The organism is Stutzerimonas sp. (assembly GCF_982611455.1).
The window spans coordinates 189,238-214,896 of record NZ_CEXBBO010000001.1 but is presented as its reverse complement, the minus strand read 5'-3'; the positions used below and the strand labels follow the sequence as shown (position 1 = coordinate 214,896).

General features: G+C 57.9%; 22 protein-coding genes. 19 read left to right on the top strand and 3 right to left on the bottom strand.

Features of this window, described 5'->3' with window-relative positions:
• Window positions 1-435: 435 nt before the first annotated feature.
• The 3 genes from AC2LD7_RS01015 to AC2LD7_RS01005 form a co-directional block, all read right to left on the bottom strand.
• The gene (locus tag AC2LD7_RS01015) at window positions 436-1,482 is read right to left on the bottom strand and encodes a DNA cytosine methyltransferase (protein ID WP_484595994.1); all 1,047 of its coding nucleotides are present in this window, start codon (window positions 1,480-1,482) and stop codon (window positions 436-438) included.
• Between the two features lie 49 nt (window positions 1,483-1,531).
• Entirely contained in the window at window positions 1,532-3,298 is a 1,767-nt protein-coding gene (locus AC2LD7_RS01010; RefSeq protein ID WP_484595993.1) for an AAA family ATPase, read from the bottom strand.
• Between the two features lie 164 nt (window positions 3,299-3,462).
• A complete protein-coding gene (locus AC2LD7_RS01005) occupies window positions 3,463-7,140 on the bottom strand; it encodes an ORC-CDC6 family AAA ATPase (RefSeq protein WP_484595992.1) in 3,678 nt (1,225 codons plus the stop codon).
• A gap of 1,115 nt (window positions 7,141-8,255) precedes the next feature.
• Between AC2LD7_RS01005 and trxC the strand changes: the two genes are divergently transcribed.
• From trxC to AC2LD7_RS00910, 19 genes are all read left to right on the top strand, one after another.
• On the top strand, window positions 8,256-8,687 hold the full coding sequence (trxC, locus tag AC2LD7_RS01000) for a thioredoxin TrxC (protein WP_484595991.1): 432 nt from the start codon (window positions 8,256-8,258) through the stop codon (window positions 8,685-8,687).
• A 440-nt stretch (window positions 8,688-9,127) separates the two neighbouring features.
• Window positions 9,128-9,847, top strand: a complete 720-nt coding sequence (locus tag AC2LD7_RS00995; RefSeq protein WP_484595990.1) for a beta-ketoacyl synthase chain length factor — start codon at window positions 9,128-9,130, stop codon at window positions 9,845-9,847.
• Window positions 9,823-10,632 (top strand): lysophospholipid acyltransferase family protein, encoded by an 810-nt coding sequence (locus AC2LD7_RS00990; protein ID WP_484595989.1) that lies wholly within the window; start codon window positions 9,823-9,825, stop codon window positions 10,630-10,632. The genes AC2LD7_RS00995 and AC2LD7_RS00990 overlap by 25 nt, the downstream gene beginning before the upstream one ends.
• Complete coding sequence (locus AC2LD7_RS00985; RefSeq protein WP_255980120.1) at window positions 10,613-10,876, top strand: phosphopantetheine-binding protein; 264 nt, start codon at window positions 10,613-10,615, stop codon at window positions 10,874-10,876. The genes AC2LD7_RS00990 and AC2LD7_RS00985 overlap by 20 nt, the downstream gene beginning before the upstream one ends.
• A gap of 13 nt (window positions 10,877-10,889) precedes the next feature.
• Window positions 10,890-11,147 (top strand): acyl carrier protein, encoded by a 258-nt coding sequence (locus tag AC2LD7_RS00980; protein ID WP_484595988.1) that lies wholly within the window; start codon window positions 10,890-10,892, stop codon window positions 11,145-11,147.
• A 99-nt stretch (window positions 11,148-11,246) separates the two neighbouring features.
• Window positions 11,247-11,825, top strand: a complete 579-nt coding sequence (locus tag AC2LD7_RS00975) for a COG4648 family protein (protein ID WP_484595987.1) — start codon at window positions 11,247-11,249, stop codon at window positions 11,823-11,825.
• The gene (locus AC2LD7_RS00970) at window positions 11,822-13,501 is read left to right on the top strand and encodes an ApeI family dehydratase (RefSeq protein WP_484595986.1); all 1,680 of its coding nucleotides are present in this window, start codon (window positions 11,822-11,824) and stop codon (window positions 13,499-13,501) included. The genes AC2LD7_RS00975 and AC2LD7_RS00970 overlap by 4 nt, the downstream gene beginning before the upstream one ends.
• Window positions 13,498-14,322 (top strand): glycosyltransferase family 2 protein, encoded by an 825-nt coding sequence (locus AC2LD7_RS00965; protein WP_484595985.1) that lies wholly within the window; start codon window positions 13,498-13,500, stop codon window positions 14,320-14,322. Before AC2LD7_RS00970 ends, AC2LD7_RS00965 begins: the two co-directional genes overlap by 4 nt.
• Window positions 14,319-15,254, top strand: a complete 936-nt coding sequence (locus AC2LD7_RS00960) for an LpxL/LpxP family acyltransferase (RefSeq protein WP_484595984.1) — start codon at window positions 14,319-14,321, stop codon at window positions 15,252-15,254. Before AC2LD7_RS00965 ends, AC2LD7_RS00960 begins: the two co-directional genes overlap by 4 nt.
• Complete coding sequence (locus tag AC2LD7_RS00955; protein ID WP_484595983.1) at window positions 15,247-16,791, top strand: HAL/PAL/TAL family ammonia-lyase; 1,545 nt, start codon at window positions 15,247-15,249, stop codon at window positions 16,789-16,791. The genes AC2LD7_RS00960 and AC2LD7_RS00955 overlap by 8 nt, the downstream gene beginning before the upstream one ends.
• Window positions 16,784-17,209: an acyl-CoA thioesterase gene (locus AC2LD7_RS00950; protein ID WP_484595982.1), complete on the top strand. Its 426-nt coding sequence runs from the start codon at window positions 16,784-16,786 to the stop codon at window positions 17,207-17,209. The genes AC2LD7_RS00955 and AC2LD7_RS00950 overlap by 8 nt, the downstream gene beginning before the upstream one ends.
• Window positions 17,209-17,823, top strand: a complete 615-nt coding sequence (locus AC2LD7_RS00945) for an outer membrane lipoprotein carrier protein LolA (protein ID WP_484595981.1) — start codon at window positions 17,209-17,211, stop codon at window positions 17,821-17,823. The genes AC2LD7_RS00950 and AC2LD7_RS00945 overlap by 1 nt, the downstream gene beginning before the upstream one ends.
• Window positions 17,807-20,146, top strand: coding sequence for an MMPL family transporter (locus AC2LD7_RS00940; RefSeq protein ID WP_484595980.1), 2,340 nt, complete (start codon window positions 17,807-17,809; stop codon window positions 20,144-20,146). The genes AC2LD7_RS00945 and AC2LD7_RS00940 overlap by 17 nt, the downstream gene beginning before the upstream one ends.
• A 139-nt stretch (window positions 20,147-20,285) precedes the next feature.
• A complete protein-coding gene (locus AC2LD7_RS00935; protein WP_484595979.1) occupies window positions 20,286-21,542 on the top strand; it encodes an NAD(P)/FAD-dependent oxidoreductase in 1,257 nt (418 codons plus the stop codon).
• Window positions 21,539-22,066 carry a DUF3261 domain-containing protein gene (locus AC2LD7_RS00930; RefSeq protein ID WP_484595978.1) on the top strand — a complete coding sequence of 176 codons (528 nt, stop codon included), beginning with the start codon at window positions 21,539-21,541 and terminating at the stop codon, window positions 22,064-22,066. Before AC2LD7_RS00935 ends, AC2LD7_RS00930 begins: the two co-directional genes overlap by 4 nt.
• Window positions 22,066-23,253 carry a beta-ketoacyl-ACP synthase gene (locus AC2LD7_RS00925; protein ID WP_484595977.1) on the top strand — a complete coding sequence of 396 codons (1,188 nt, stop codon included), beginning with the start codon at window positions 22,066-22,068 and terminating at the stop codon, window positions 23,251-23,253. Before AC2LD7_RS00930 ends, AC2LD7_RS00925 begins: the two co-directional genes overlap by 1 nt.
• A complete protein-coding gene (locus AC2LD7_RS00920; RefSeq protein ID WP_484595976.1) occupies window positions 23,250-23,702 on the top strand; it encodes a hotdog family protein in 453 nt (150 codons plus the stop codon). Before AC2LD7_RS00925 ends, AC2LD7_RS00920 begins: the two co-directional genes overlap by 4 nt.
• Window positions 23,699-24,427, top strand: a complete 729-nt coding sequence (gene fabG, locus AC2LD7_RS00915) for a 3-oxoacyl-ACP reductase FabG (protein WP_484595975.1) — start codon at window positions 23,699-23,701, stop codon at window positions 24,425-24,427. The genes AC2LD7_RS00920 and fabG overlap by 4 nt, the downstream gene beginning before the upstream one ends.
• Window positions 24,427-25,653, top strand: a complete 1,227-nt coding sequence (locus AC2LD7_RS00910) for a beta-ketoacyl-ACP synthase (RefSeq protein WP_484595974.1) — start codon at window positions 24,427-24,429, stop codon at window positions 25,651-25,653. The genes fabG and AC2LD7_RS00910 overlap by 1 nt, the downstream gene beginning before the upstream one ends.
• The last annotated feature ends 6 nt before the right edge of the window (window positions 25,654-25,659 follow it).

Here is a 25,659-nt window from a genome sequence, read left to right as displayed (position 1 = left end):
GCCTCGGAATGCTTAGCTCTTTAAGCATTTCAGTCTCCGGGCTAGGCCCGAGCCAACGGCCGGATATCATGCGCGACGTTGGCTTGGAACGGCTCTGTTTTTCTATTGCATGGCCAACAAAACTCGTCGTGCCTAGGCCCGGCGCAGAAATCGAATTGCTAGGCCTCTTAAAAAAAAAGCAGCCGCGGCGCGAGCTTGACTTAATAAATTGTATTACACGGAAAGATATCTCGATTGAACTGCCCTATACGGTGAGGATATGTATTTAAGAAATGCCATTTATAGCCCTTTGAGCGCTCAGACTTCGGGACTCAACGGCCGTTGAAAAGTGGTACGCATTGGTAATCGGGCTGTCGCAGATCTTTTTTTCGTAATTTACCCGCATGATATACAAGAAAACCTACCGAGCAGCATTAGCATCATTGACAGCTAACGTTAAGAAGACTTCATAATTCCATCTCGTAAGCTAGAAGCATGCGCGGCGATGAAAGGTGGGGGGAGCGCATTTCCTATCATTAAAGCGATTGACTCTTTACCATGCGAAACATCAAATCGATAGTCAATCGGAAAGCCTTGGAGAACTGCTGCCTCACGTAAAGTGATAGTGCGGTTCAGAGACGGGTGTAAAAACCTACCTTTAGAGGGGTTAAAGCAACCACTTGTGATAGTTGGTGAGACCTCATCCCAAGACATACGACCGTACACATCAAAAAAGCCATTAGCCTTTTTATGACACTCTAATTGAAACTCAATAGGCAAGTCTTTACGGCTTCCTCCATTCTTTGGAATCCGCTTGATAACATCCATCACCTTTTCCGAGCGGCGCTCTGGCATGGCATGCAGCAGATCTTTAGTACTCGACCTGGGGCCGATGCCGGATATGGCTTGTCGAACCGTCACACGTTGCGAATTTTTTTCGGCAATAGCTGGCTTATGCACTCGTGACGCGAGAAGAATCAGCCGCTTGCGGCGCTGTGGAACGCTATAGTCGGCGGCGTCCAGAATTTGGACAACGTAAGAGTAGCCAAGCTCTGCAATCGAATTGCAGAGCTCATTGAAGCGAGAGTCTGCCGCAAGCGCTGGGACGTTCTCCATCATGATGCTTTTTGGAAGCATTTCTTTAGCGAAGCGCAGAAAATCACTCACCAAATCATTGCGAGCGTCGAAAACCGAAGCTCCTTTGTTTCTTGTACGTAATCGAGAAAATCCTTGGCACGGCGGGCATCCAGCTAATAGATCGAGCTGTCCTTTTTTAAGACCTGTGGCTGACATGACCTCTGAGGCGTCAAGCTTGCGTATATCTTCGGAGAACAGCCTTACCTGTGGGTGATTGAGTGAGTACGTTGCTTGAGCTTTACGATCTATTTCCACTGCTCCGAGCACATGAAAGCCCGCTTGATGCAAGCCAACGCTCAGGCCTCCGCAACCGCTGAATAGGTCGAGCGCCGTGAGTCTCCGATTTTCAGTGATAGCTAACGTCATAAATTCACAACATTACGTGGATCAAGGTCAAGGAAAGGACGGCAGATGCCTAGGCAGCGGCGTCTAGCCAAAGTCTCAAGGTGGCTCGTATCGCCGTTAGGTCGGAATTATCATCCGGCAGCTGCCCTAATAGATACCTTGCAACGCCAATTGAGCCTTCAGGAGACTGATTAACGCCGATTTTTTGGCGAAGTGCCCGTTTGAACTCTTCGGAGCTGCTGAGCCCTCGTCGTTCTTCGTCATTAAGTATTATCGCGTCAGGGCATAATTGGGGCAAGAACGCCAGACGCTCACGGACCCAGCGTAGATAATCTAGATGTTTTTGTATTTTATGCGCTGCCTTTCCTGCCACATCGTTCCCTCCATTGAGCGCAAAGTTTGGCTTGGAGCCGACTTCCTCTTTTACTATGTCCTCTAGTTGCGCATAGTCATTCGGTGAGAGAGCGTCTGGATCCGTAAAAGTGGCAACCTTTTGCTGATCGCCATCGAGTAAAACGTAACAATCAGTTTCTGCTGTCATATGCGTGGGAATCTGGTTTGCAAGAATCCCTTGAGCCCCGCCTGGTGCTACAACGATTTCGAGAGCACTTCGTTCTCCAGCATCGAACCCTTCTACGGCACGCTCTACTGTCGCCTTAGCTAAGAGGTCTTCTACATATATACGCTTTTTATTCGGCGCGGGCTTTCCTAAGCGATTGAGAGCCACAAAGGGTGAGCACTCATTTAATATGCGAGACTTACCCTCTCCATTATCTTCGAAAACTTTAATAGCAGTATTAGGCAATCCCTGAAGAAACTCGATTGAGTGCGTCGAGATTACTACCTGCAGATGCTTTTTCTTTATTTGAGTTAAAAGGAAAAGTAGCAATTCACGTTGAGCCCCGGGATGGAGAGATGTCTCAGGCTCATCGAGCAACACTAAAGCATATTGTGGCGCATTAATTATGCTTACGACTAAACTTACTATCGCGACTTCTCCGCTACCGGCAAATGCCTCAGAGTACTTAAATCCTCGATCAAAAATGACACTCACATCCCCTCCTTTCTGCTCTGGATACAGCGAGTGCTTGATGTACTGAGCAGAAATGTACGTGCGACCGAGGATCTGTGAGACATGTTTCAGTTCCTCTGGTAAAAGCTGGCGATTTTCAAATACACGCTCTGGCCCACCCCCGAGCAACCAACTTGTGGCTTGCCGATCCACAACGCTTTTCAGTCTTTTTGCTCCGGTTCGCATCTCCGCGTGTTTAGCCGCGAGCTGATCACTATTTTTACCAAAGTTAAACGTTCTGTCGAAGGCACCAATTACAACTTTCATATTCTTGTAAACCACTGCGCGCTCAACAGCGTTCCATCGATCTCTGTCTTTTCGAACATATGGCTCTTTAGGAATTGCCTGCATGCTGTCGCCCTTGGTCGCTTTTGTAGGTTCCCAATACTCATAATCCCGTAGGCGCTTATACACCCTTGCTTTACGTGTTTCGACCGATCCATTGAAAGACGTATTCCAATGCCCATATATATATCTTGGTGGATCTTTAACAATGGTCTTAATAGGATCGAGCGCAGTTGCGAACCAAAACTTTGCAGTACTCTCTCCATCTGGCATGCCGTGTAGAGCATGTAATATCGAGCTTTTCCCAATACCGTTAGCACCTACTAGTGCTGTAAACGGGAAAGAGAAGTCGATTCTTGCATTTCGCTCTAGACCCTTGAAGTTTGGAAATCTTGCATGCGTTATATAGTTGAGAAGAGGCACTCCTGGAGAAAATTTTTTAAGTTCAGCTACGATTTGCTTTATGGAATCTTCCGTCATTGGAGGCCTGCTCTCGAACCTGTGTGCTTTTAATTGCTGTTATCTTTAGTGGTCAGCATTCCCGTCTGCATTGGTCACGCCGTTTTCAACCCTCTAGCCAACATCCTCCTAAGTTTCGCAGAAATAGCACACGCCCAACTTAAGAGGATTTTCACAACATTCAGTTAAGACACTGTGATGTCGTATATACGAGCCTCCCCCAACCCAACAGAAAAACGTGCTTCATCGAATCTCGTTGGGCTCAAATACCACGCCTGTGCGACCTTTCTACGAGCGCTAAGGATAGCTGCTGCCACAGCCTGGATTTTTGATCCTGTTAGGCCTATTTCTATGTTCGCCCCAGCTGTGCCGTATATCTCAAGATAGCGCGCATCAAGATACTCCATCATCGCTTCCAGATCATGACCTGGGACTCTTGTAACTTTAGAGTTTTGAAAGTTTTGGCAAACAAACTCAGCCGCATAGTTGGCAACTCTTGCTCGCGGTTCGTCACCCGTCGGCGCTATAACCTCGACATAATCAAATTCGCGCTGATCGAGAAGGGACGAGAGACGTTCGTGTTTGGCGGAAGCAAATGCCAAAAGTGCTCTACTTCTGGATAAATCAACATCCTCGTCTAGTAATTTCACGTCTTGATACGGGCCCTCTTCACCTTTTAATACTTGGCCGAGACTCTCCAGTAATGCGATTGGGTCTTTCGCTTTTTCGGCAGTAAAAATACTTTCTAGATCAGCTTGTAGCGGATAATGCTGCTCGGCGGACATATGGCAGACTAGTACTCTTCCCTTTTCTTGAAGTTCTCGCCTTATGGCGGAAAAGATCAAGGGTTTTGATAGCCCAGATATATCGATAAGCGCTAGACCAGCAAACCGTGGTAGGGCCAGCATACCGGCTCGGTGTTTAACTTCTGAAACCTCTAGACCGGCTGCCTCCCAAGCGTTTTTAATCGCGGCCGCGTGGCCTGCATGGTCGTATCGAATCGTGTGCACGATTCCACTTTTCACATTAGCCGCTAACAACTCATTTGATGCGAGAGTACGTTCTTCGAAGCCCAGACCTACCAGGGTCCCGCCTATCTTCATGCCGGAAAGGGCAGATACATCGATTTCGGCTACATTCACATCTATCGGCTTGGCCGCAGAGCCGCCTGATAGCGGCGTGTTTGGTTCGCTCTGCCCCAGTTCCACGCCATCTTGGAAAAGGCTGGCTTGAAAATTCGATTCTGTTGAGACTGACTCGACAACAGGCTGGATGGATACAGGCAATGTAGTGGTTCTGTCTAGCCCTCGGTCTACTTCGTTCTTAATTTGATTGCGCAATAGAATGTCTTTATCAGGGTTTTCGAGCCAGCCCCCCAGGTCTTCTCCCGAAAGTTCAAACCGGTCTCTATCAGCAAGGCCAATAAAGGCGGCCAGGCCGTAGATTTTTCTATAGCTAAGCTTAAATTGCTGCATCGGATTTGAATCTTTCGTTTTTGAGCGCGGGGCGCCACCGGCGTATACGAATACACCAGCGTCGATAAGCTCCCTAAGTTGATCTATTTGCTGCCTCAGGCTTTCTTGATTATCTGTTGTGACTCGAACATATAATGATGAATATTGGCGTAACCTTGGAGTTGCCTGCTTGTTCTTAATTGCTTCTCTGTAAGATCGAGTCAACAGATCATGTGCCGCTTGCGCAAATGCTAGAGCATGATTTTTATAGTAGCCGCCGCGCCTATTGAGGTCGTACAGACGCCGCGAGCTTATGGCTTGGAAGCAGTCTGCTTGTAAGGCCTCCGAAATAGGGAGTGTCATTCGCGTTCTATTTGTTGATGCTCGTTTGATAATTTCTTCATAAAGCTTAATGACGTCGCCTATATCCCCCACGCACACGCTCGTCAAACACGAAAGGCCTCGATATGCTTGTTTTTTCTCTTTTGAAGTTGAGCTTGATGATGCGATCTCTTTGGCGACTTGCTCGAGTGGCACGTCACCTAATAAGTCCCTAGGGCTATATTTTGGATGTGATATATGGAAGTTAGCCCGCTGCTGCAATATTTTCTCAACAAAATCTTCTCCGCGACCTTTACCGCTAGAGTTGATCGTGTCGTAAACGTCTGCGCCAAGATCGAATACTGCTAAATCTCTATCTACCCTGATAGGGTGAATTCGACCTGGAGAACGAAGGCCTAGCTCAATAGTTTGCCATTCTGAGGTAAATTTAAAAGCGCACGCCGGACTTTGAAATAGCAGTGCTGACAATATCTCATCAATGCGTTCCAGCTCAAGATAACGTGTTGATACGTCGTCTAACAAGAAAAATACAGAAGAGTTAGCGGTTACAGTAGTACAGCTCTTGAATTGCTCCGCTAAGTGTTGGAACACATCTGCCGGTGATTGTTTCACCAAAAAGTCGGTACTACCTCTAGATGTCATTACTGCAATACGTTCAAGCCGGCGTTCCAAATCATCAATCGAAGATGCCTCTTTTAATGATTCAGCCCCCTCAAGAAAGTCAGCCACAGCGGATGACAGCTTGGTATGTGCATTAGGCAGGACGATTTTTGCATTTAAGTCACGCAGGTGCATCAACGCCCTGGCAGCTTGTAGTGCGTAGTATACGAAAAGTCTTGTGAGCCTGTGCTCTAGTTTGGCTGTAGACTGTCTGAGATCTAATAGGCGCTGAGCAGATACAAAAAGCCCTACAAATCCGTCTTCCTTGATTCTTTCTACGGCTTTGGTCGCGTCTTCATTTTTCCCCACGGATGCTCGGGCATGAATATCTAGTGCCCTGAGAAGCATTGTTTTACCGCAACCACGCATTCCCGTTATTATCTGGGGCCCCGGCTTGGTTACCTCCGATATCCATCGCCCTTCTGGATCAACCAATAGTTGAGGCACATCCCACGATACAAGAGTTTGCGCATTATAGTGATCGCCAAATCCTTTCAGTTTGAATGGTGCGCTCCACGGCTTCCAGGGCTGTGCAGCGCGAGAAAAGGCGTCTTCTATCTGGCTTATAAGATCATTCGGATTGGGTTGACGTAAATTTTGAGCATCGGACAGTAAGCTGTGAATAATCCCTTGAAGCGCCAACGCAGTTCGATAGTCACGATCTTCTAACTCCCTGGGATTCACCAGCAGTTTATCTAATAGCCCATCAACATGCTCTGCAATAAAGAGCAAGTCACCTTGACGACCATTACCACTCTTGCTCGCGTCAGATATACTCCCAAGATCTATCGCTTTTACTCTGATGGAATCGTCTATCGCGTTCTGCCTACGTGCTGTAGGAGCGAGTTCTTCGACAATTAGATTTTCTGCGTGAAGATCGTTATGGTTTAGCTCATTGGTCTCAAACTCTGCCCTGATTCGTAATAGGTCTATCGCGATCTGACAAATTGTTGCGGCGGTGGGTATTTTGCTCCCCTCCAGGTAATCTCGAAGCAGGTCGCCATTTACAAAGTCTAATACTGTTACATGACATAGCAGTTTTGTGCCGTCTGCAAAAATTATTTGCTCGTCAAACCGATCATCGATTCCCACCACGTGTTCGGCAGCTTCAGCGAGGCGCGCATGAAGCTGTGTTTCTTCATCAAAAGGAGTTTTGCTGAAGAACGTATAAAACTCTACCGGCGCAATTTTAAGAACAAACTTTCTTTTAAACGGACCTCTTTCGGCGACAAATGCTGCACCATAGAAACCTCTTCCAAGGTCGCGAGTCACCATGTAATCACGAATATGTGATGGATGAGAGCTCAAAGGAAATCCATAAGGGCGCTTACAATGCTTACATAGATCCTCCAGATTTTTTTCTGAATAATCTTTCTCGGGGCAAAAAAAACAACAGTATTTACTCATCCAGCGCTACTCCCTCACCGCTGATGCCAAATGGCATCGATGATGTTTGGCAAATCCCTAATCTCAGCTCTTGGATTATGGCTTGCGTATGTTGTTGCCAGAAATACGGGTTGATTCCAACGTTTATCCTTTTTAGCCCACCTACCGGGTATTTTTATCAAAGTTATGCCAGCGGGATCTGGGAGCGGATTTTCTAGCCATTTATCTGAGCTAAGCAGTCGACACCTCCCGCTGGACGCCCTGACACCACTATTTTCGGGACGAAAAGGCCTGCTGCTCCTAAGTATAGGGGGCCTAAAAGGGCGCTGAGGGATAATGGGGCGCTGGCTGACGCGGCATCAGCGGTCTGTTGGGAGCAACAGCAGAACGTTAACCCAGAATTGGATAGCGCTTTGGCTAGTTGCGCTGCGGACTCAATGTCCGAAAAAGCAACATGTTTGATTTCCAGCAGAATTCGAGCGATCTCGTCGTCGGTGGACCTAATGTTTATCATCAGCGCCCTACATCCATGTGCAGTTTCGGTGATCCTAACGAAGGGCACGGGGCTAACTATTCAGCTAAGCCGTGTCTACCGGTATCCGAATACTGCCGCGTTGCAGGAGCAACGACAATGCCAAGATTTAATAAAGGGCTAAAACGCTGTCTGTTTGCCTTCATCGATCCTAGTCGGATGTTCTGAGCCGAATTTGTGCTGACCGCACTGCTTGACTGATGGTGAGTGTGCCCCCGAGCAAGCTAAGGGCTCGTGCTGGGCCGACCGCCTGGAGCCACAAAAAGCGGTACGCTAGTAGCACAGCGCTCAGCTTATGAGGTTTTCGCCAGATTACGCTCAAAGCAGGTTGCCACATTGCCTTCAGCTAACTGTACCTACGCTAGGCTACGCCCGATTTTACTGGGCTTGCAGCGTTTCTAGCCAACTCATAATCCTTTGGTCCACGGTTCGAGTCCGTGTGGGCCCACCAACTCGAAAGCCGCGCACTGCGCGGCTTCTTCGTATCGAGTTGTCGAATAATTTTGGCTGCGCTTGAGAAACCGACTCCATACGCTCTCGATCGCAACCTTGATATCCAACTACCCGCCTCCACTTATCCAGCACCGCTACCGTGGAGATTTTCATGACTGCCCTCGTCGTCCCCTGTGCGCACTGCGCCGGCCTCAACCGTATTCCCGTCGACCGATTGGCCGAGGAGCCACGGTGCGGCCGCTGCAAATCCAAGGTGTTGGTCGATACACCCTTCGATGTGAACCAGGCGAGCTTTGCCAATCAGATCAAGGGCGATCTACCGTTGCTCGTGGACGTATGGGCGAGTTGGTGCGGGCCGTGCAGGAGCTTCGCGCCGATCTTTGAACAGGCCGCGGCACAACTGCAAAGTCGCTGCCGCCTGGCGAAGCTCGACAGCGAGGCCAATCCGCAGCTGTCGACCCAGCTTGGCATTCGTTCGATTCCGAGCCTGATTCTGTTCAAGGACGGACGTGAGATGGCGCGCCAGAGCGGCGCCCTTCCACTGCCGCAGCTGCTGGCATGGCTAAAGCAACAGGGGGTTTGAAGAGCTACTTGAGATCCGGGCCGGTCCCGTAACGAAGCAAGGCTCGACTGACCAAGCGAAAAGCTTCGCCGCGACGGCGGGCCTCCCACAAAAAGCGATCGCTGCCTACCGAGTGCGTGAACTCGCTTGCGAAGATTGAGAAAGTCGAACGCTCCCGAACCGTTATCGCTTGGGTAAGCGGAATCTGCTAATGGCAGGCTTCAACGAACCTTCGTCGAACCGGGCCGCGCACAGAAAAACCTGTAGCAGACCGCGCGTTTCGCTTCTGGTTCCTCGGAACAGGCTTGCCTTTTATCCGGATATTTCAAGCAACGTTTGCCTCAGTCCGATCACGATTGGATAATGCCGCCACTTTCACGGCGGAAATTTACCGATAGTCGCTGTACAGGGACGTCGACACGCCAATAACAAGGCTCGCAGACGAGCCGGTGAGTTCTAGCGTGATTCAATTCGATATCAATCAATGGCAGGCCTGGGCACCAGGTCTGGCGAATGCTGATGACTGGGCGATTTGGGCCCGGCATCCGCGCAGCCTCGACAACAGCGAGGCACAGCCGGACGTTGCTTTTTTGCCGGCCATGCAGCGTCGTCGTCTGAGCCGCCTGGCACGCATGGCATTCGCGGTGGCCACACCGCTGGCTGCAGGGCAGCCGCCGATGCCGTTGGTCTATGCCTCGCGTCATGGCGAAACATCGCGCACCTTCGCCATCCTTAACGACCTTGCGCGTGACGAGGCGCTTTCGCCGACACAGTTCAGCCTCTCGGTGCACAACGCGGTCATCGGTCTTTGGTCGATCCTGCAGAACGACACCAGTGAAATGACCGCACTCGCGGCAGAAGGAGACGGGCTGGAGCACGCCGTGCTGGAAGCCGCCCTGTTGATCGCCGAAGGCGCGCCCGCCGTACTGGTCGTCGTGGCCGAAGATCAACCACCCGCCGCCTTCACGCGATGGATCAGCGACGTCAGTTTTCCCTATGCCGTGGCGCTGTTGCTCAAGCCTGGTAGCGGCTGGCAGCTGAGCCTCGAAGCGGCTGGCGAAGCAGCCATCTCGACACAATGGCCCCACGCGCTGGAACTCATCCGCGCGTTGCTCAACGGCCAGTCCCGCTGCCAACATCAATGGAAGAGGCGCCGATGGAACTGGCAGCGGACTCACTGAACAATCGTCCCAACGCACCCTGGTTGTGGCGCCTGATCGCGACCGGGCTGTCGTTCGCGCTGTTCGGGCTCGGCGGGCTTTGCTTGCGGCTGATCGTGTTTCCCCTGCTCGCCCTGCTCCCAGGCGATGCCGCCACGCACCGCCGCCGCGCGCGCCAGACCGTGAGCCGGCTGTTCTGGCTATTCGTTCAGTTCATGTATCGCAGCGGCGTGTTGACCTATGAAGTCGAGGGTGCCGAGCGCCTGGGTCGGCCCGGACAACTGGTGATCGCCAACCATCCTTCGCTGATCGATGTAGTCGTGCTGATCGCGCTGATCCGCGACGCCAACTGCGTGGTCAAGCAAGGCCTGTGGGACAATCCGTTCACTCGCGGGCCGATCCGCGCCGCGCAGTACATCAGTAACAATGGCAGCGCCGAGATGCTCGACGAAGCCGCCGACGTACTGCAGCAAGGCCAGACGCTGATCATCTTCCCCGAAGGTACTCGCACCATACCCGGCCAGGCGCCGCAGTTTCACCGCGGTGCCGCCGCCATCGCCCTGCGCGGAGCGCGCCTGGTCACACCGGTGGTTATTAGCGTGACGCCAACTACCCTGACCAAGGCCGAGCCCTGGTACCGCATTCCAGCACGACGTTTTCATTTTAATCTGCGGGTCGGCGAGGATATCGATCCGAGGGTGTTCGCCGCACGGGGAGCGGCGCCCATCGCCTCACGGCGACTCAACGACCATCTGCATCGACACTTTATAAAGGAGCTCGCATTCGATGAGCCAACTACAGCTTGAAATCAAGCAACTGATCATCGACGCCCTGGGTCTGGAAGACCTCGGACCGGACGATATCGCGGTTGATCAGCCACTCTTCGGTGAAGGGCTCGGGCTCGACTCGGTCGACGCCTTGGAGCTGGGCCTGGCAATCCAGAAGCGCTTCGGCATTAAGATCGATGCCGACGCCAAAGACACCCGCAAGCATTTCGCCAGTGTCGACAGCCTGGCCGCTTATGTCCGCGCCAATCGCGCCGTCGCCTGAGGAGGAGCCCAACGTGAACAGCCGTAACGAGATCTTCCTAACCCTGCGCGATGCGCTGGTTGAACTGTTCGAGCTCGAACCCGAGCGCATCAGCCTGGAATCCAATCTGTACCAGGACCTGGAAATCGACAGCATCGACGCGGTCGACCTGATCGATCACATCAAACGCCAGACCGGCAAGAAAATTGCCGCTGAAGAATTCAAATCCGTGCGCACCGTGGGTGATGTGGTCGAGGCCGTTCACCGCCTGGTGAATCCGGAAACGGCCTGAGCCGGACCTAAACGACAGTGCCAAGCTTCGCCCGGTTCGAACAGCCAACCGGGTGACGGCTGACGCTGCGCAACCAATCGGGCCACCGGAACGTACGCCATGCAAGCTCCCGCTCAAACAGGCAAGGCAACTGCCGGCCGGCTGATTGGCCTCGGCTTGGTACTGGTCGGCCTCGCCTACCCCTTCGCGGTGTACTTGGGCATGGAGCATCTGTCGCCGCGATCATTCGCGCTGTTGCTCGGCGCGTTTTGGCTAGCACGGATACTGAGCGGCAAACAGACCCCGCTGACCCGTGCAGTGGGGGCTGCGGCGCTGCTGTTCTGCCTGCTGCTGGGATTGGCTGACAGCAATGCGCTGCTGCTGTGGTATCCGGTGCTGATCAATTTGGCGCTGCTCGGTCTTTTCGTCGGCAGCCTTTGTTCCGGCATGCCAATCATCGAGCGTCTCGCACGCCTGAGCGAACCCGAGCTGCCGCCCGCCGCCGTGCGTTACACCCGTCAGGTGACCTGGCTGTGGGTGGCTTTCTTTATATTCAACGCAGGCATTGCCACAGGCCTTGCGCTCTGGGCACCGCTGAGCTGGTGGACCTTGTACACCGGGCTGATCGCGTATTTGCTGATGGGTCTGCTGTTCGCCGGAGAATGGCTGGTGCGCCAGCGAGTCAGGAACGCTAAATGAACTGGATTGCCCTGGAGCAGTTGCTCGATCAGGCCCTAAAAAACCGAACGGTAGCGCTGCAGCCCACGCTTCAGCATGCCGAACTGCGCGAGCAGGCATTGCGTCTGGCTGGTGGTTTACGCGACCGCGGCGTCCGCCGGATTGCGATTCATCTGGAGGATGCCGCCGAACTGGCCATCGCCGTGCTGGGTTCTTGGCGCGCCGGAGTCACCGTGCTGCTACCGGCAGACCTGCAGCCGGCCAACCGAGCACGTTTGCAGAATCAAGTAGACCTCTGGTTGACCGACCAGAACGGCGATGTCGGGCTGGCCGATCTGTTCGCCGAACCGCTCGGCGGCGCGCCGCTGGATCTGGATCACTGCCACCTGCGGCTCTGCACATCTGGCTCCAGTGGCGAGCCCAAACTGATCGACAAGCGCCTGCGCCAACTTGCCAATGAAGTCGAAATACTCGAAGAACGCTGGGGCGCCGATCTCGGTGACGCCTGCATCATCGGCAGCGTTGCAGCGCAGCACATTTATGGACTGTTGTTCCGCGTACTCTGGCCGCTCTGTGCCGGGCGCACTTTTCTACGCAGGGCTTTACCCTTTCCGGAAGACATTCAGTTGGCCAGCCGTGAGCATGCCAGCTTCTGCTGGGTGGCCAGCCCGGCGCTGCTCAAGCGCATGGGCGACAATCTCGACTGGGCGGCGTTGCGCAGTGTGCGACAGGTGTTTTCTTCCGGCGGGCCGCTCGACACCGACGCCGCGGTGCGGTTGCAGCAGCGTCTTGGTCAGGCCCCGACGGAAATCTACGGCAGCTCGGAAACTGGCGGTATCGCTTGGCGTCAAGGCGACAAGTTGTGGCAACCCTTCGCTGCCGTCCAGCTAAGCCAGGACGAGCAGGGTGCGCTGCGGGTCGCCTCACCCTGCCTGCCGGAGGGGCATGTCGAGCAGACCGCCGATGCCGTCCGCATCGAGGCCGATGGCCGCTTCGAACTGCTCGGCCGGCTGGATCGCATCGTCAAGCTGGAAGAAAAACGCATCTCTCTGCCGATGCTGGAACGCGCGCTGGCCGACCATCCCTACGTCAGCGAAGCGCGACTCGGCGTGATCAAAGACAACCGTGCCTACCTCGGGGCGCTGGTTGCGCTGAGCGGCGCAGGCCTGCATGCGTTACGCAATGGCGGCCGGCGTGCACTGACCGAGGCGCTGCGCAAGCATCTGACGGCGCATTGCGACGCACTGGCATTGCCGCGGCGCTGGCGCCTGGTTCGGCAGCTGCCGTACAACGCCCAGGGCAAACTGCCACAGGCGCAACTGGATGCCCTATTGCAGGCGCCCCGGACCGTGCAGCCGGAACGCCTAAGCGCCAGCCAGAGCGATGATCATTGGCAGCTGGAACTGGGCATCCCGCCAGATCTGGCGCATTTCACCGGGCATTTTCCGCAGACGCCAGTCCTGCCTGGGGTCGTGCAGATCGACTGGGCCATCGCATTGGCCCGCGAGCTGATCGTGGATTTGCCGCCGCGCTTCCAAGGCATGGAAGTGCTCAAGTTCCAGCAACTGGCCCGCCCGGGCGACCAGCTGCAACTGACCCTTCGCTTCGATCGCGAGCGCGGCAAACTGCACTTCGCCTATCGCAACGGTGAGGCGCCCTGCTCATCCGGGCGCATTCTATTAGGAGATCGCGCATGACCAGCCTCACCCCGACCGCGCCGGTCATCAACGAGCCGCGCGAGGCGCTTCTAAACGCGCAGTTGGCGCTGGCCATCGATGACGACTGGTTCAGACCCTGCGTGGTCGTGCCGGTTTACAACCACGAGCGCAGCCTTCCCTCGGTGGTCCAGGCACTGCTCGCCGAAGATCTGCATTGTGTAGTGGTCGATGACGCATCCAGCCCCGCCGCTGCCGCTGTGATCGATGAACTGGCACAGCATCCATCGGTGCATCTGCTGCGCCACCGCAATAACCAAGGCAAAGGCGCGGCGGTTGCCAATGGTCTGCGCGAGGCCTCTCGGCTGGGCTTCAGCCATGCGCTGCAGATCGATGCCGATGGCCAGCACGACCTTGGCTGTCTGCCGCTGTTTCTCGACCGCGCCAGCCAAGCCCCCGATGCGCTGATCTGCGGTTATCCGCAATATGATTCGAGCGTACCCAAAGCCCGCCTCTACGCGCGTTATCTGACCCACATATGGGTCTGGATCAACACGCTCTCGCTGTCGATTCGCGATTCGATGTGCGGCTTTCGCGTCTACCCGCTAGAGCCGACGCTCGCGCTGCTGAATTCGACCGAGCTGGGCAAGCGGATGGATTTCGATACCGAGATACTGGTGCGCCTGCATTGGCGCGAGCAACCGATGGTATGGCTGCCGACCCGCGTCCACTATCCGGCCGACGGCGTATCTCACTTCCGCCTATGGCGCGACAACGTGCTGATTTCCTCGATGCATGCACGGCTGTTTGGCGGAATGCTGTTGCGCGCCCCCAGGCTGCTGTCGCGCCGGTGGCTCGGATGAGGGAAAAAGCCGCACCCAGCTCGCATTGGGCCGTGCATCGCGAGCGCGGCAGCTTTGCGCTGATGAAACTTACCGCGCAGGCCGTGCGTGTGCTTGGCCGGCGTGCGATGGCGCCGCTGTTGTATGTGATCGTTCTGTACTTCTATTTATTCGGCCGCAGCGCCAGACAGAGCGCCTGGACCTATCAACGCAACCTCGCCAGCTGGAGCGGTCGGCGCGAGCTGGCGCCCAGCTCGCGCTCGGTCTATCGCCAATTCATGGCCTTCGCCGACGCCCTGCTGGATAAGCTCGACGCCTGGGGTGGCCGCCTCGATATCGATCGGCTGGTATTGCACGACAATGACAATTTGCATGCTGCGTTAAATGCGCCGCGTGGCCAGCTGCTGGTCGGCTCTCACCTGGGCAATCTGGAAATCTGCCGGGCACTGGCGGAGATGGGGCGCCGGGTGACAATGAATGTGCTGGTCCACACCCGCCACGCCGAGCGTTTCAATCGTCTGCTGGACGAATCCGGGGCGAGCAATCTGCGCCTGATCCAGGTCAGTGAACTCGACCCCGCAACCATGCTGAAACTGTCCCAACGCCTGGATGCCGGCGAATGGCTGGCCATCGCCGGTGATCGCGTACCGCTGCACGGCGGGCGAATCGCCAACGCTGACTTTCTCGGCCAGCCGGCAGCCTTTCCGCAAGGCCCATGGTTGCTGGCCGGCCTGCTGCAGTGCCCGGCCAACCTGCTGTTCTGCCTGAAACAGGACGAACGCTTTCACGTCTATCTGGAGCCGTTCGCCGAGCGCATCCAGTGGCGGCGCAGCGAGCGCGACGTAGTGATACAGCAGTGGGTACAACGTTACGCCGATCGCTTGGCGGCGCGCTGCCTGGACGCACCGATGCAATGGTTCAATTTCTATCCTTTCTGGAATACCCATGAATAACGCCGCAACTGAGCCCGTAATCTTTGGCGAACACCACCTTCGCATTGAGGATGTGCTGGCCGTCGCCCAGTCTCGTGCGGCCGCTCAACTGCAAGAAGACAGCGCCTTCCGCGAGCGTATCGCCCGCGGCGCGCAGTTCCTCGACACGCTGCTCGATCGCGAAGGCGTGATTTATGGCGTGACCACCGGCTATGGCGATTCCTGCGTGGTGGCGGTGCCGCTGCATCAAGTCGAAGCGCTGCCGCAGCACCTGTTCACCTTTCATGGTTGCGGCCTCGGCAAGCTGCTCGATGCCGAAGCGACCCGAGCGGTATTGGCGGCCCGCTTGCGTTCGCTGACCCACGGCATGTCGGGCGTGCGCATCGAATTGCTCGATCGCATGCAGGCCTTTCTCGAACAGGACATTCTGCCGCTGATCCCCGAAGAAGGTTCGGTGGGCGCCAGCGGCGATTTGACCCCACTGTCTTATGTCGCCGCGGCGCTGGCGGGTGAGCGTGAAGTCATGTTCCGTGGTGAGCGTCGCAGCGCCGCCGAAGTGCATCGCCAACTCGGCTGGACGCCGCTGACGCTACGGCCCAAGGAAGCCTTGGCACTGATGAATGGCACCGCGGTAATGACCGGACTGGCCTGCCTGGCCTATGCCCGCGCCGACTACCTGCTGAAGCTGGCAACCCGCATTACTGCACTCAACGTGGTTGCGCTGGAAGGCAACCCCGAGCATTTCGACGAGCGCCTGTTCGCCGCCAAGCCACATCCCGGACAGATGCAGATCGCCGCCTGGATTCGCCAGGATCTCGCCATCGAGGCGCCCACCGCGCCGCTGCATCGCCTGCAGGACCGTTACTCGTTACGCTGCGCACCGCACGTGCTCGGCGTGCTGGCTGATAGCCTGGGCCTGCTGCGCCAGTTCATCGAGACCGAACTCAACAGCGCCAACGACAACCCGATCATCGATGCGGACAACGAGCGCGTGCTGCACGGCGGGCATTTCTACGGCGGCCACATCGCCTTCGCCATGGACAGCCTGAAGAACCTTGTCGCCAACGTCGCCGACCTGCTCGACCGCCAACTCGCGCTACTGGTCGATACCCGTTACAACCATGGCTTGCCGAGTAACCTGTCCGGTGCGCCGGCTGCCACGGCGATGATCAACCACGGCTTCAAGGCCGTGCAGATCGGCACCAGCGCCTGGACCGCCGAGGCGCTGAAGAACAGCATGCCGGCCAGCGTTTTCTCCCGCTCCACCGAATGTCACAACCAGGACAAGGTGAGCATGGGCACCATCGCTGCGCGCGACGCACTGCGCAGCCTGGAACTGACCGAACAGGTCGCCGCCGCTACGCTGATTGCGGCCAATCAAGGCGTCTGGCTGCGCCAGCGGAGCCAGGATGCGCGTCCGCTACCGACGCCGCTTCAGACGATGCACCTTGAACTGGGCGAGGATTTCCCACCACTGATCGAAGACCGCGCGCTGGAAGGCGAGCTGCGCCTGTGTCTGGAGCGTATTCGCGCGCAACACTGGGGGCTGTATGCGTAAGGGCGGCGTTCTCCAGGCGGAAGTCGAGGTGCTGGTGCCGTTCTTCGACGTCGACTCCATGGATGTGGTCTGGCACGGGCATTACGTCAAGTATTTCGAAGTCGCCCGCTGCGCCCTGCTCGACCGCATCGGCCACAACTACACACAGATGCGCGACGCCGGTTACGCCTGGCCAATCATCGACGTTCAGCTGCGCTACATACGGGGTGCGCGTTTCAATCAACGTATCGTCGTGCGCGCCGATCTGCTTGAGTGGGAAAACCGCCTGAAGATCAATTACCTGATCAGCGCCGCCGACACGGGCGAGCGCATGACCCGCGGCAGCACCGTGCAGGTGGCGGTGGATATCGCCAGCCGTGAAATGTTGCTGGCATCGCCCAAGGTGTTCGTCCAAGCCGTTGAGCGGGCGCTGTTGTGATGCGTTTGTCCAGGCACCCCGTCAGGCGCATCCTGCTGACGCTCAACCTCCTACTGATGGCTGCAAGCGCCCACGCTTTTGATCTGGCGCAACTCAGCCGCCAGCTGAGTGAACCTGCCGTGATCCGCGGCGCTTTTACCCAAGAAAAATATCTCCGGGCACTGCCCCTGCCGCTTACCAGCCGCGGCACCTTCGTGCTTGCTCGTGATCGCGGTCTACTTTGGCTCCTGCAAGAGCCGTTACAGCAGGATTATCGGATTAGCGACTCGGGCATCGCCCGGCGCGGACCCAGCGGGTGGCACCAGACCGACCAGCAGGGCCCCGCCCAGCGCCAGAACGACCTCTTCCTCGCTGTGCTGCAAGGCGACACAACGGCCTTGCAGCACGATTTCGAACTGGAGCTGAGTGGCACAACGGAGACTTGGCAGCTGGCGCTGACACCGCGTTCACAGCTGCTTGGGCAAATATTCAGCGCCATTCTCATCCGCGGCGGCGCCACGGTCGAACGGATCGAGCTTCTCGAAACCCAGGGCGACAGCACTGTGCTGTTGCTGAACGACAGCCAGATCGACGACCAATTGAGCCCCACCGAACTTCATGACTTCGCCGACTGACAAAGCGCTCAGGCCGCCGCCCTGGCTTTCCTCGCTGTTTCTTCTGGCACTGCTCGGGCTGGTGGGGCTGACTGCCTGGCAATGGCGTAACGGCTCGCCGGTCAGCGCCAACCTGCTGCAGCTGTTGCCCAGCGGCGCTCCGGGTGCGCTGGAGCAACGCGCCGAGCAGCGTATGCAGGAGCCGCTGAACCGCGACCTGATGCTACTGATTCACCACAGCGATGAAGACGTGGCCCTTGGGCTGGCCGACGAGATCACCGACAGCCTTCGTGCCAGCGGCCTGTTCGCCCAGGTTCGCCGCTCGGTGCAGGCCGATTTGCCCGCGGTGCGCCAGCAGTTGCTCGACCAACGACTGGCGCTGCTCAGTCCGGCGAGTCGTGAAGCTTTGGCCGCCTCACCGGAAGAATTCGTTCAGCGCCGTCTGCAGCGCCTGTACAGCCCGTTCGAAGGCGCCGGCATCGTGCCGATTGAACTGGACTGGTTCGGACTCGCCGATCTGGCGCAAAGACGGCTGCCGCAACCGGGCAATATCCATCCGCGCCTCGATGGCAGGCTGATCGCTGAACAGGGCGGGCAGCGCTGGGCCGTCATCCATGCACAAACCCATGGCGATGCGTTCGATGATCGGCTGCCCATGCTGGTGGCGGACCAGGTCAGCGATGCCCGCCGCCGGGTCGAGGCGCACCAGGGTGAGCTCCTGGCCGCAGGCGGATTGCTGCATGCCGCTTATGGACAGCGCCAGGCACGCGAGGAAGCCAGCCTGATCGGCAGCATTTCGCTGGTGGCCACGCTCGCACTGCTGCATATGCTGTTTCGTACGCCGCGCGTCCTGCTGGTTGCGCTACCGGTCGTGGTCGGCGCGCTCAGCGGTGCCGCCGCTTGTATCGCGCTGTTCGGCCAGATCCATGTACTGACATTGGTACTCGGCGCCAGCCTGGTCGGCGTCAGTATCGATTTCCCGCTGCATTATCTATCCAAGAGCTGGACCTTGCAGCCGTGGCACAGCTACCGAGCGTTGCGTCTGACGCTTCCGGGACTGGCACTGGCACTGACGACCAACGTCATTGGTTATCTGGCCATGGCGTTCACCCCGTTTCCGGCGCTGAGCCAGGTGGCGGTGTTTTCCGCCGCAGGCCTGCTCGGCGCCTTCGCCTGCGCCACTTGTTTGTTGCCATCACTGCTGAGCGCGCCGCTGCAGCCGTGGGCCGCCCCGCTGGGTTGGGCGCGGCACGGCTTGAAGCTGCGCAATGCGTTGCTTCGCCGGCTCCCCACGCCGTGGTTGCTGGCCGGGTTTGCGTTGTTCTGTGTTGCCGGCGTCAGCCAAGTCTCCTTCAAGGACGATCTGCGCCAATGGGTCAGCCGTGCGCCAGTCCTCCAGCAACAGGCCGAACGCATCGGCGAAATCACCGGCTTCGAACCGACCAGCCAGTATTTTCTGGTCCGTGCGGCGAATTCCGATGAGCTGCTGGCACGACAGGACGAACTCGGTGCCCGCCTCGATGCGTTGGTTGCGGAGCAGAAACTTCACGGCTATTTGGCGCTGAGCCAGCTGATCGCACCAGCGTCGGCCCAGGAAAGCCTGCACCTCATGCTGCCGCATTTGCTGGAAGCCAGCCAGCCCTTGCTGGAACTTGGCGTTACGCCCGAGATGCTTGAAACAGAGGTGACCGGCCTTCTGGCACAACCTGTGACGAGCCTGGAAGACGTGCTTGCCGGACCACTGGCGGAGCCATGGCGACCCTTGTGGCTAGGCGTTCAAAGCGATGGCTCGGTTGCTGGGCTGGTGAGCCTGCAAGGTCTTCGCGATAGCGCGGCGCTTCAGGGCCTGACCGCCGATATCGCTGGCGTCAGCCTGATCGACCGGTTGGCCGAACTGAACCGCCTGTTTGCCGATACCCAGGCCCAAGCGGCCCTCCTCAAAATGCTCGCCGCCACGCTGATTTTCGCCTTGTTGTGCCTGCCGTTCGGCTGGCGTGGTGCCCTGCGCTGCCTTGCCGTGCCGCTGCTGGCAGCCTTCGGCAGCTTGGCCTGCCTGGGCTGGCTGGGCCAACCGCTGACTCTGTTCGGTCTGTTCGGCTTGCTGCTGGTCACCGCAATCGGGGTCGATTACGCCATCCTCATGCGCGAGCGAGTCGGCGGCGCTGCAGTGAGTTTGGTCGGTACCTTGCTGGCAGCCGTCACCACCTGGCTGTCGTTCGGCCTGCTGGCCTTGTCGAGCACACCGGCGGTGAGCAACTTCGGCTTGGCGGTAGGGCTCGGCCTGGTGTTTGCCTTTGCTTTGGCACCCTGGGCCGCCGAATCGGATGGGAAAGACGCATGCTGACGACCGCGCTATGTGCACCTACCCCTCAATCTGAACCCGATCGCCTCAGCCTGCTGTCGCTGAGGCGATCTTACACCCGCTGCCGGACGCGCTGGGCATCCGCCGGTCATCAACCATTCCCCTTTTGTCGAGTCAAGAAATGACCAAGGCATTCATAAATCCTGAACAACGTAGCGTCGTCGTAATCGGAGCAGGGCCTTCCGGCGCCATTGCCGCCGCCTTGCTCAAGCGCAAGGGGCACGACGTGTTGATCATCGAGCGACAGCGGTTCCCACGCTTCTCCATTGGCGAGAGCCTGCTATCGCATTGCCTGGATTTCGTCGAAGAGGCTGGGATGCTCGAAGCGGTACGGGCCGCCGGCTTCCAGACCAAACATGGCGCGGCGTTCGGGTGGGGCGAGCGCTACACGGATTTCGATTTCCGCGACAAATTCACTGAGGGCCATGGCAGCACTTATCAGGTTCAACGCGCCGATTTCGACAAGCTGCTGGCCGACCAGGCCGAGCTGCAGGGTGTGGAGATCCGCTACGAGGAAGAAATCATTACGGCGGACTTCACAGGTCTGCGCCCGTTATTGCAGGCCCGTCGCCTGGATGGCAGCGAATACGCGATCGAGGCGGACTTCATCCTCGACGCCAGCGGTTACGGTCGAGTGTTGCCACGTTTGCTCGACCTGGAAGCGCCGTCGAATTTCCCGATGCGCCGAGCCGTGTTCACCCACATCGAGGACAACATCGACGATCCGCGCTTCGATCGCGACAAGATTCTTATCACGACGCATCCCGAGCTTCGCGATGTCTGGTACTGGACCATCCCGTTCAGCAACGGACGCTGCTCGCTTGGCGTGGTCGCCAGCGCGGAACGCTACGAAGGACGACCTCTCGACCTGGATGCCTGTCTCAAGGAATTCGTGAGCGAGGCGCCCAATCTCCAACGCATCCTCAAGAACGCCGAGTGGGATACGCCTGCACGCTTGATCGGCGGTTATTCGGCCAACGTTAAAGCGCTGCACGGTCCGGGCTTCGCCCTGTTGGGTAACGCGGCTGAATTCCTCGACCCGGTGTTCTCTTCCGGCGTGACCATCGCGATGCGTTCCGCGAGCATGGCCGCTGCCGTTCTACATCGCCAGCTGTCGGGCGAGGTGGTGGACTGGGAAACCGAGTTCGCCGCGCCACTCAAGCACGGCGTCGACACATTCCGGACCTATGTAGAGGGTTGGTACGACTGCAGTTTCCAGGACGTGATTTATTACGAGCACGCCCAACCGGAGGTACGCCGAATGATCAGCTCGATTCTTGCTGGCTATGCCTGGGATCTGAAGAATCCCTATGTCGCCGAATCCAAACGTCGCCTACGTGTACTGGCCGAGCTTTGCGCGGCAGACGCACCGGCATGAATGTGCTCGTGGTACGCCTGCGGGCGCTGATATGGCTGCCGCTGCTGTTGCTTGCCGCCTGCGCCCAGCGCTTGCCGCTGCCAACGCAGACGCCGCAACTGGAGCTGCCTTTACAGCTACACATTCAGCGTCACAGTTTGGGTGAAAGCCGTGACTGGCTGCTGGTTATTCAGCAGGAAGGCGACGCTCTGCGCTGGTCATTGCTCGACCCCCTCGGCATTCCGCTGGCCCGTCAGCTGCTGCGCGACGGCCAATGGCATGCCGACGGCTTGCTGCCGCCCAATGCCGAGGCGCGCGAGCTGTTCGCCGCGTTGCTGTTCGCGCTGACGCCGGCGGAGCAGTTGAGCACGCTGTATGCGGGTAAGCAGTGGAGCCAGCTGAAAGATGAACGAACGATGCTGCACGACGCTTCGTCGCCCTGGCGCGTGCGCTATCGGCAGAATAGCCGCTTCGAACTCGACGTCGGGCCAGCGCTCACCTATCGTGTCGCCCCCATTGCTGCAGCTGCCGGAACCCGCCACTGATGACTGTTTATCTGAACGCCCTTGGGGTGATCTGCGCGCTGGGTCGCGGCAAGGCCGAGGTGGCACGCCGGCTGTTGGCCGGTGACGGCTCTGGCATGCGAAACCATCCAGATAGGGTCGCCGGACGCGAGCTGCCAGTCGGCGCAGTAGCGGCTGAGCCGCCTTCATTGGCTGGCGCCGAGTTGCGCGATGCCACGCGTAACAATCAGTTGCTGCTGGCTGCGGCAGAAGAAATAGCTGCTGAGATCAGTGCGGCCATTGTCCGCTTCGGTACTGCACGGATTGGTGTAGTCATCGGCACCAGCACGACCGGTATACAAGAAGCGACCCAAGGCATCGCTGGACTGGTCCGCGACGGACAGCTGCCCCCCAGTTATCACTATGGCCATCAGGAACTGAGCGCGCCGGCGAATTTTCTCAGCGAACGATTCCAGCTCAGCGGACCCTGCTACTCCATCTCGACGGCCTGCACCTCTGGCGCCCGCGCGTTGCTCAGCGCCAAGCGTTTGTTGGATGCCGGTATCTGCGATGCGGTGCTCTGCGGCGGTGTCGATACGCTCTGCGACCTGACGTTGCAGGGTTTCAGCGCACTGGAAGCCATCAGCGCGCGGATCTGCAACCCATTCTCCGCCAACCGCGACGGCATCAATATCGGCGAGGCGGCGGCGCTGTTTCTGATGACCCGCAACGAAGCACCTGTCGCACTGCTTGGCGGCGGTGCCAGCTCCGACGCTCATCATATTTCCGCCCCCGATCCGCAGGGCCGGGGCGCCATCGAAGCGATGCACAAGGCGTTGGCCAGCGCATCGATTCAAGCGGAGCACATCAGCTATCTAAACCTGCATGGCACCGCCACCCGCCATAACGACGCCATGGAAAGCCTTGCAGTCGCCGCGGTGTTTCCGGTCGGAGTGCCTTGCTCGTCGAGCAAACCGCTTACCGGTCACACGCTGGGTGCCGCTGGCGCGCTGGAAGCCGCGTTCTGCTGGCTGGCACTGTCCGAGCACAACCCTGCGCAGCTCTTGCCACCGCACCTCTGGGACGGCCAGCAAGATCCCGAATTGCCACGCCTTGACCTGATCGCAACCGGCACGTCGATGGCAGTTACCGGTACGCGGCAGATGATGAGCAACTCCTTCGCCTTCGGTGGCAACAACGTCAGCCTGATCGTGGGGGATGCGCCGTGATCGACTGGCCGATAGCCGAGCTGCTGCCCCACGCAGGCGACATGATTCTTTTGGATGCAGTCGAGGCATTCGACGCAGATAGCATCACTGTCCACCTGCAGGTTCGGTCCGGCGGTCTGTTCAGCCTGGCCGACGGCAGCCTGCCGGCCTGGGTCGGCATCGAAATCATGGCTCAGACGGTCGCTGCGTTTGCCGGTTGCCATGCGAGGCAGGCCGATCAGCCGGTGGAATTGGGCTTCTTGCTCGGCACCCGTAATTTTCAGTGCAATGTCGAGTACTTCCCCGCCGGTTGCCAGCTGCGCATTAAGGCGCTGCGCTCGCTTCAGGATGACAACGGCATGGGTGTGTTCGAGTGTCATCTCGACGGGCCCGGCATCCATGCCGAGGCGCGCCTCAACGTGTTCCGCCCGCCCGAAGTAGCGAGCTATCTAGAAGAGCCCCTTCCATGACTGAAAGCATTCTCGTCACAGGTTCCAGCCGTGGCATCGGTCGCGCCATCGCCCTCCGCCTGGCACGAAGCGGCTACGACGTCGTCCTGCATTGCCGTGCACGGCGCGAGGAGGCCGAAGCCGTACAAACGTTGATTCAGGCGATGGGCCGTCAGGCGCGGATTCTGCAATTCGACGTTGCCGACCGCGCTCAATGCCGCGCGCAACTGGAAGCCGATATCGAAGCGCATGGCGCTTATTACGGGGTGGTCTGCAATGCTGGCCTGACCCGCGACGGCGCTTTTCCAGCGTTGACCGAAGACGACTGGGACCTGGTGATGCGCACCAATCTGGATGGCTTTTACAATGTGCTGCAGCCGCTGACTATGCCAATGATTCGCCGCCGCCAGCCTGGGCGCATCGTCTGCATCACCTCGGTATCGGGGATGATCGGTAACCGCGGCCAGGTTAACTACAGCGCCTCCAAAGCCGGCGTAATCGGCGCAGCCAAAGCCCTCGCCGTCGAACTGGGCAAGCGCCGCATCACGGTCAACTGCGTCGCGCCGGGGCTGATCGATACAGACATGCTCGACGAAAATCTGCCTATCGAGGAGATGCTCAAGATGATTCCAGCTCAACGCATGGGCACCCCCGAAGAAGTCGCCGGTGCGGTGAATTTCCTGATGTCGGACGAGGCCGGCTACATCACCCGTCAGGTCCTGGCGGTCAATGGCGGACTGTGCTGATGAAACGTGTCGTCGTCACCGGCATGGCCGGCATCACTTCGCTGGGCAGCGATTGGACCTCCATCGAGGCTAATTTCAGCGCCAATCGCAGCGGCATTCGCCGCATGCACGAGTGGGACCGCTTTACCGAACTCAATACGCGATTGGCCGGCCCGGTGGACAATTTCGCCGTGCCAGGCCACTGGACACGCAAGCAGCTGCGCAGTATGGGGCGAGTCTCGCGACTGTCGGTGAAGGCTGCCGAGCAGGCATTGGAGCACGCAGGTTTGCTCAGCGACGGCTCGATTCGCGACGGCCGCATGGGTGTCGCCTGTGGCTCGTCCACCGGTAGCACCGAGGAGATCAAGGCGTTCGGCAACATGCTGCTCAACTCGGTAGCCGATGGCCTCAACGCCAACTCTTACATCCGCATGATGCCGCACACCACGGCGGCCAATATCAGCATCTTCTTCGGCCTGACCGGCCGGGTGATCCCCACCTCCAGCGCTTGCACCAGCGGCAGTCAGGGCATCGGCTATGCGTACGAGGCGATCAAGTTCGGTCGCCTGCCGATGATGCTTGCCGGCGGTGCCGAAGAGCTTTGCGCCACCGAAGCGATGGTATTCGACGCGCTCTATGCCACCAGCCTGAAGAACGATGCCCCTCACACCTCGCCGCGTCCCTACGACGCCGGTCGCGATGGTCTGGTGATCGGCGAAGGCGCCGGAATGCTGGTGCTAGAAGAGCTGGAGCATGCCCTGGCCCGCGGTGCCACCATCCACGCCGAGCTGGTCGGCTTCGGTAGCAATGCCGATGGTCTACACGCCACCAAACCGGAGCAGTTGACCATGCGCCGAGCCATGGAGCTGGCGCTTGAGGATGCAGGGCTTTCAGCCGGTGCGATTGGCTACGTCAATGGTCACGGCACGGCAACTGAGCAGGGCGACATCGCCGAGACGCTTGCGACCCAGGCACTGTTCGGCTCGAAGATGCCAATCAGCTCGCAGAAGAGCTTTCTCGGCCATACGCTGGGTGCCTGCGGTGCGCTGGAATCCTGGTTCAGCATCGAAATGATGAATCGCGATCGCTATATCCATACGCTGAACCTCGACAGTATCGATCCGCGCTGTGGCGAGCTGGATTATCTGGTGGGCACTCCGCGACCGATGCAGTACGAGTACGTGATGAACAATAATTTCGCCTTTGGCGGCATCAATACCTCTTTGATTTTCCGCCGCTGGGCCTGAGTGCGT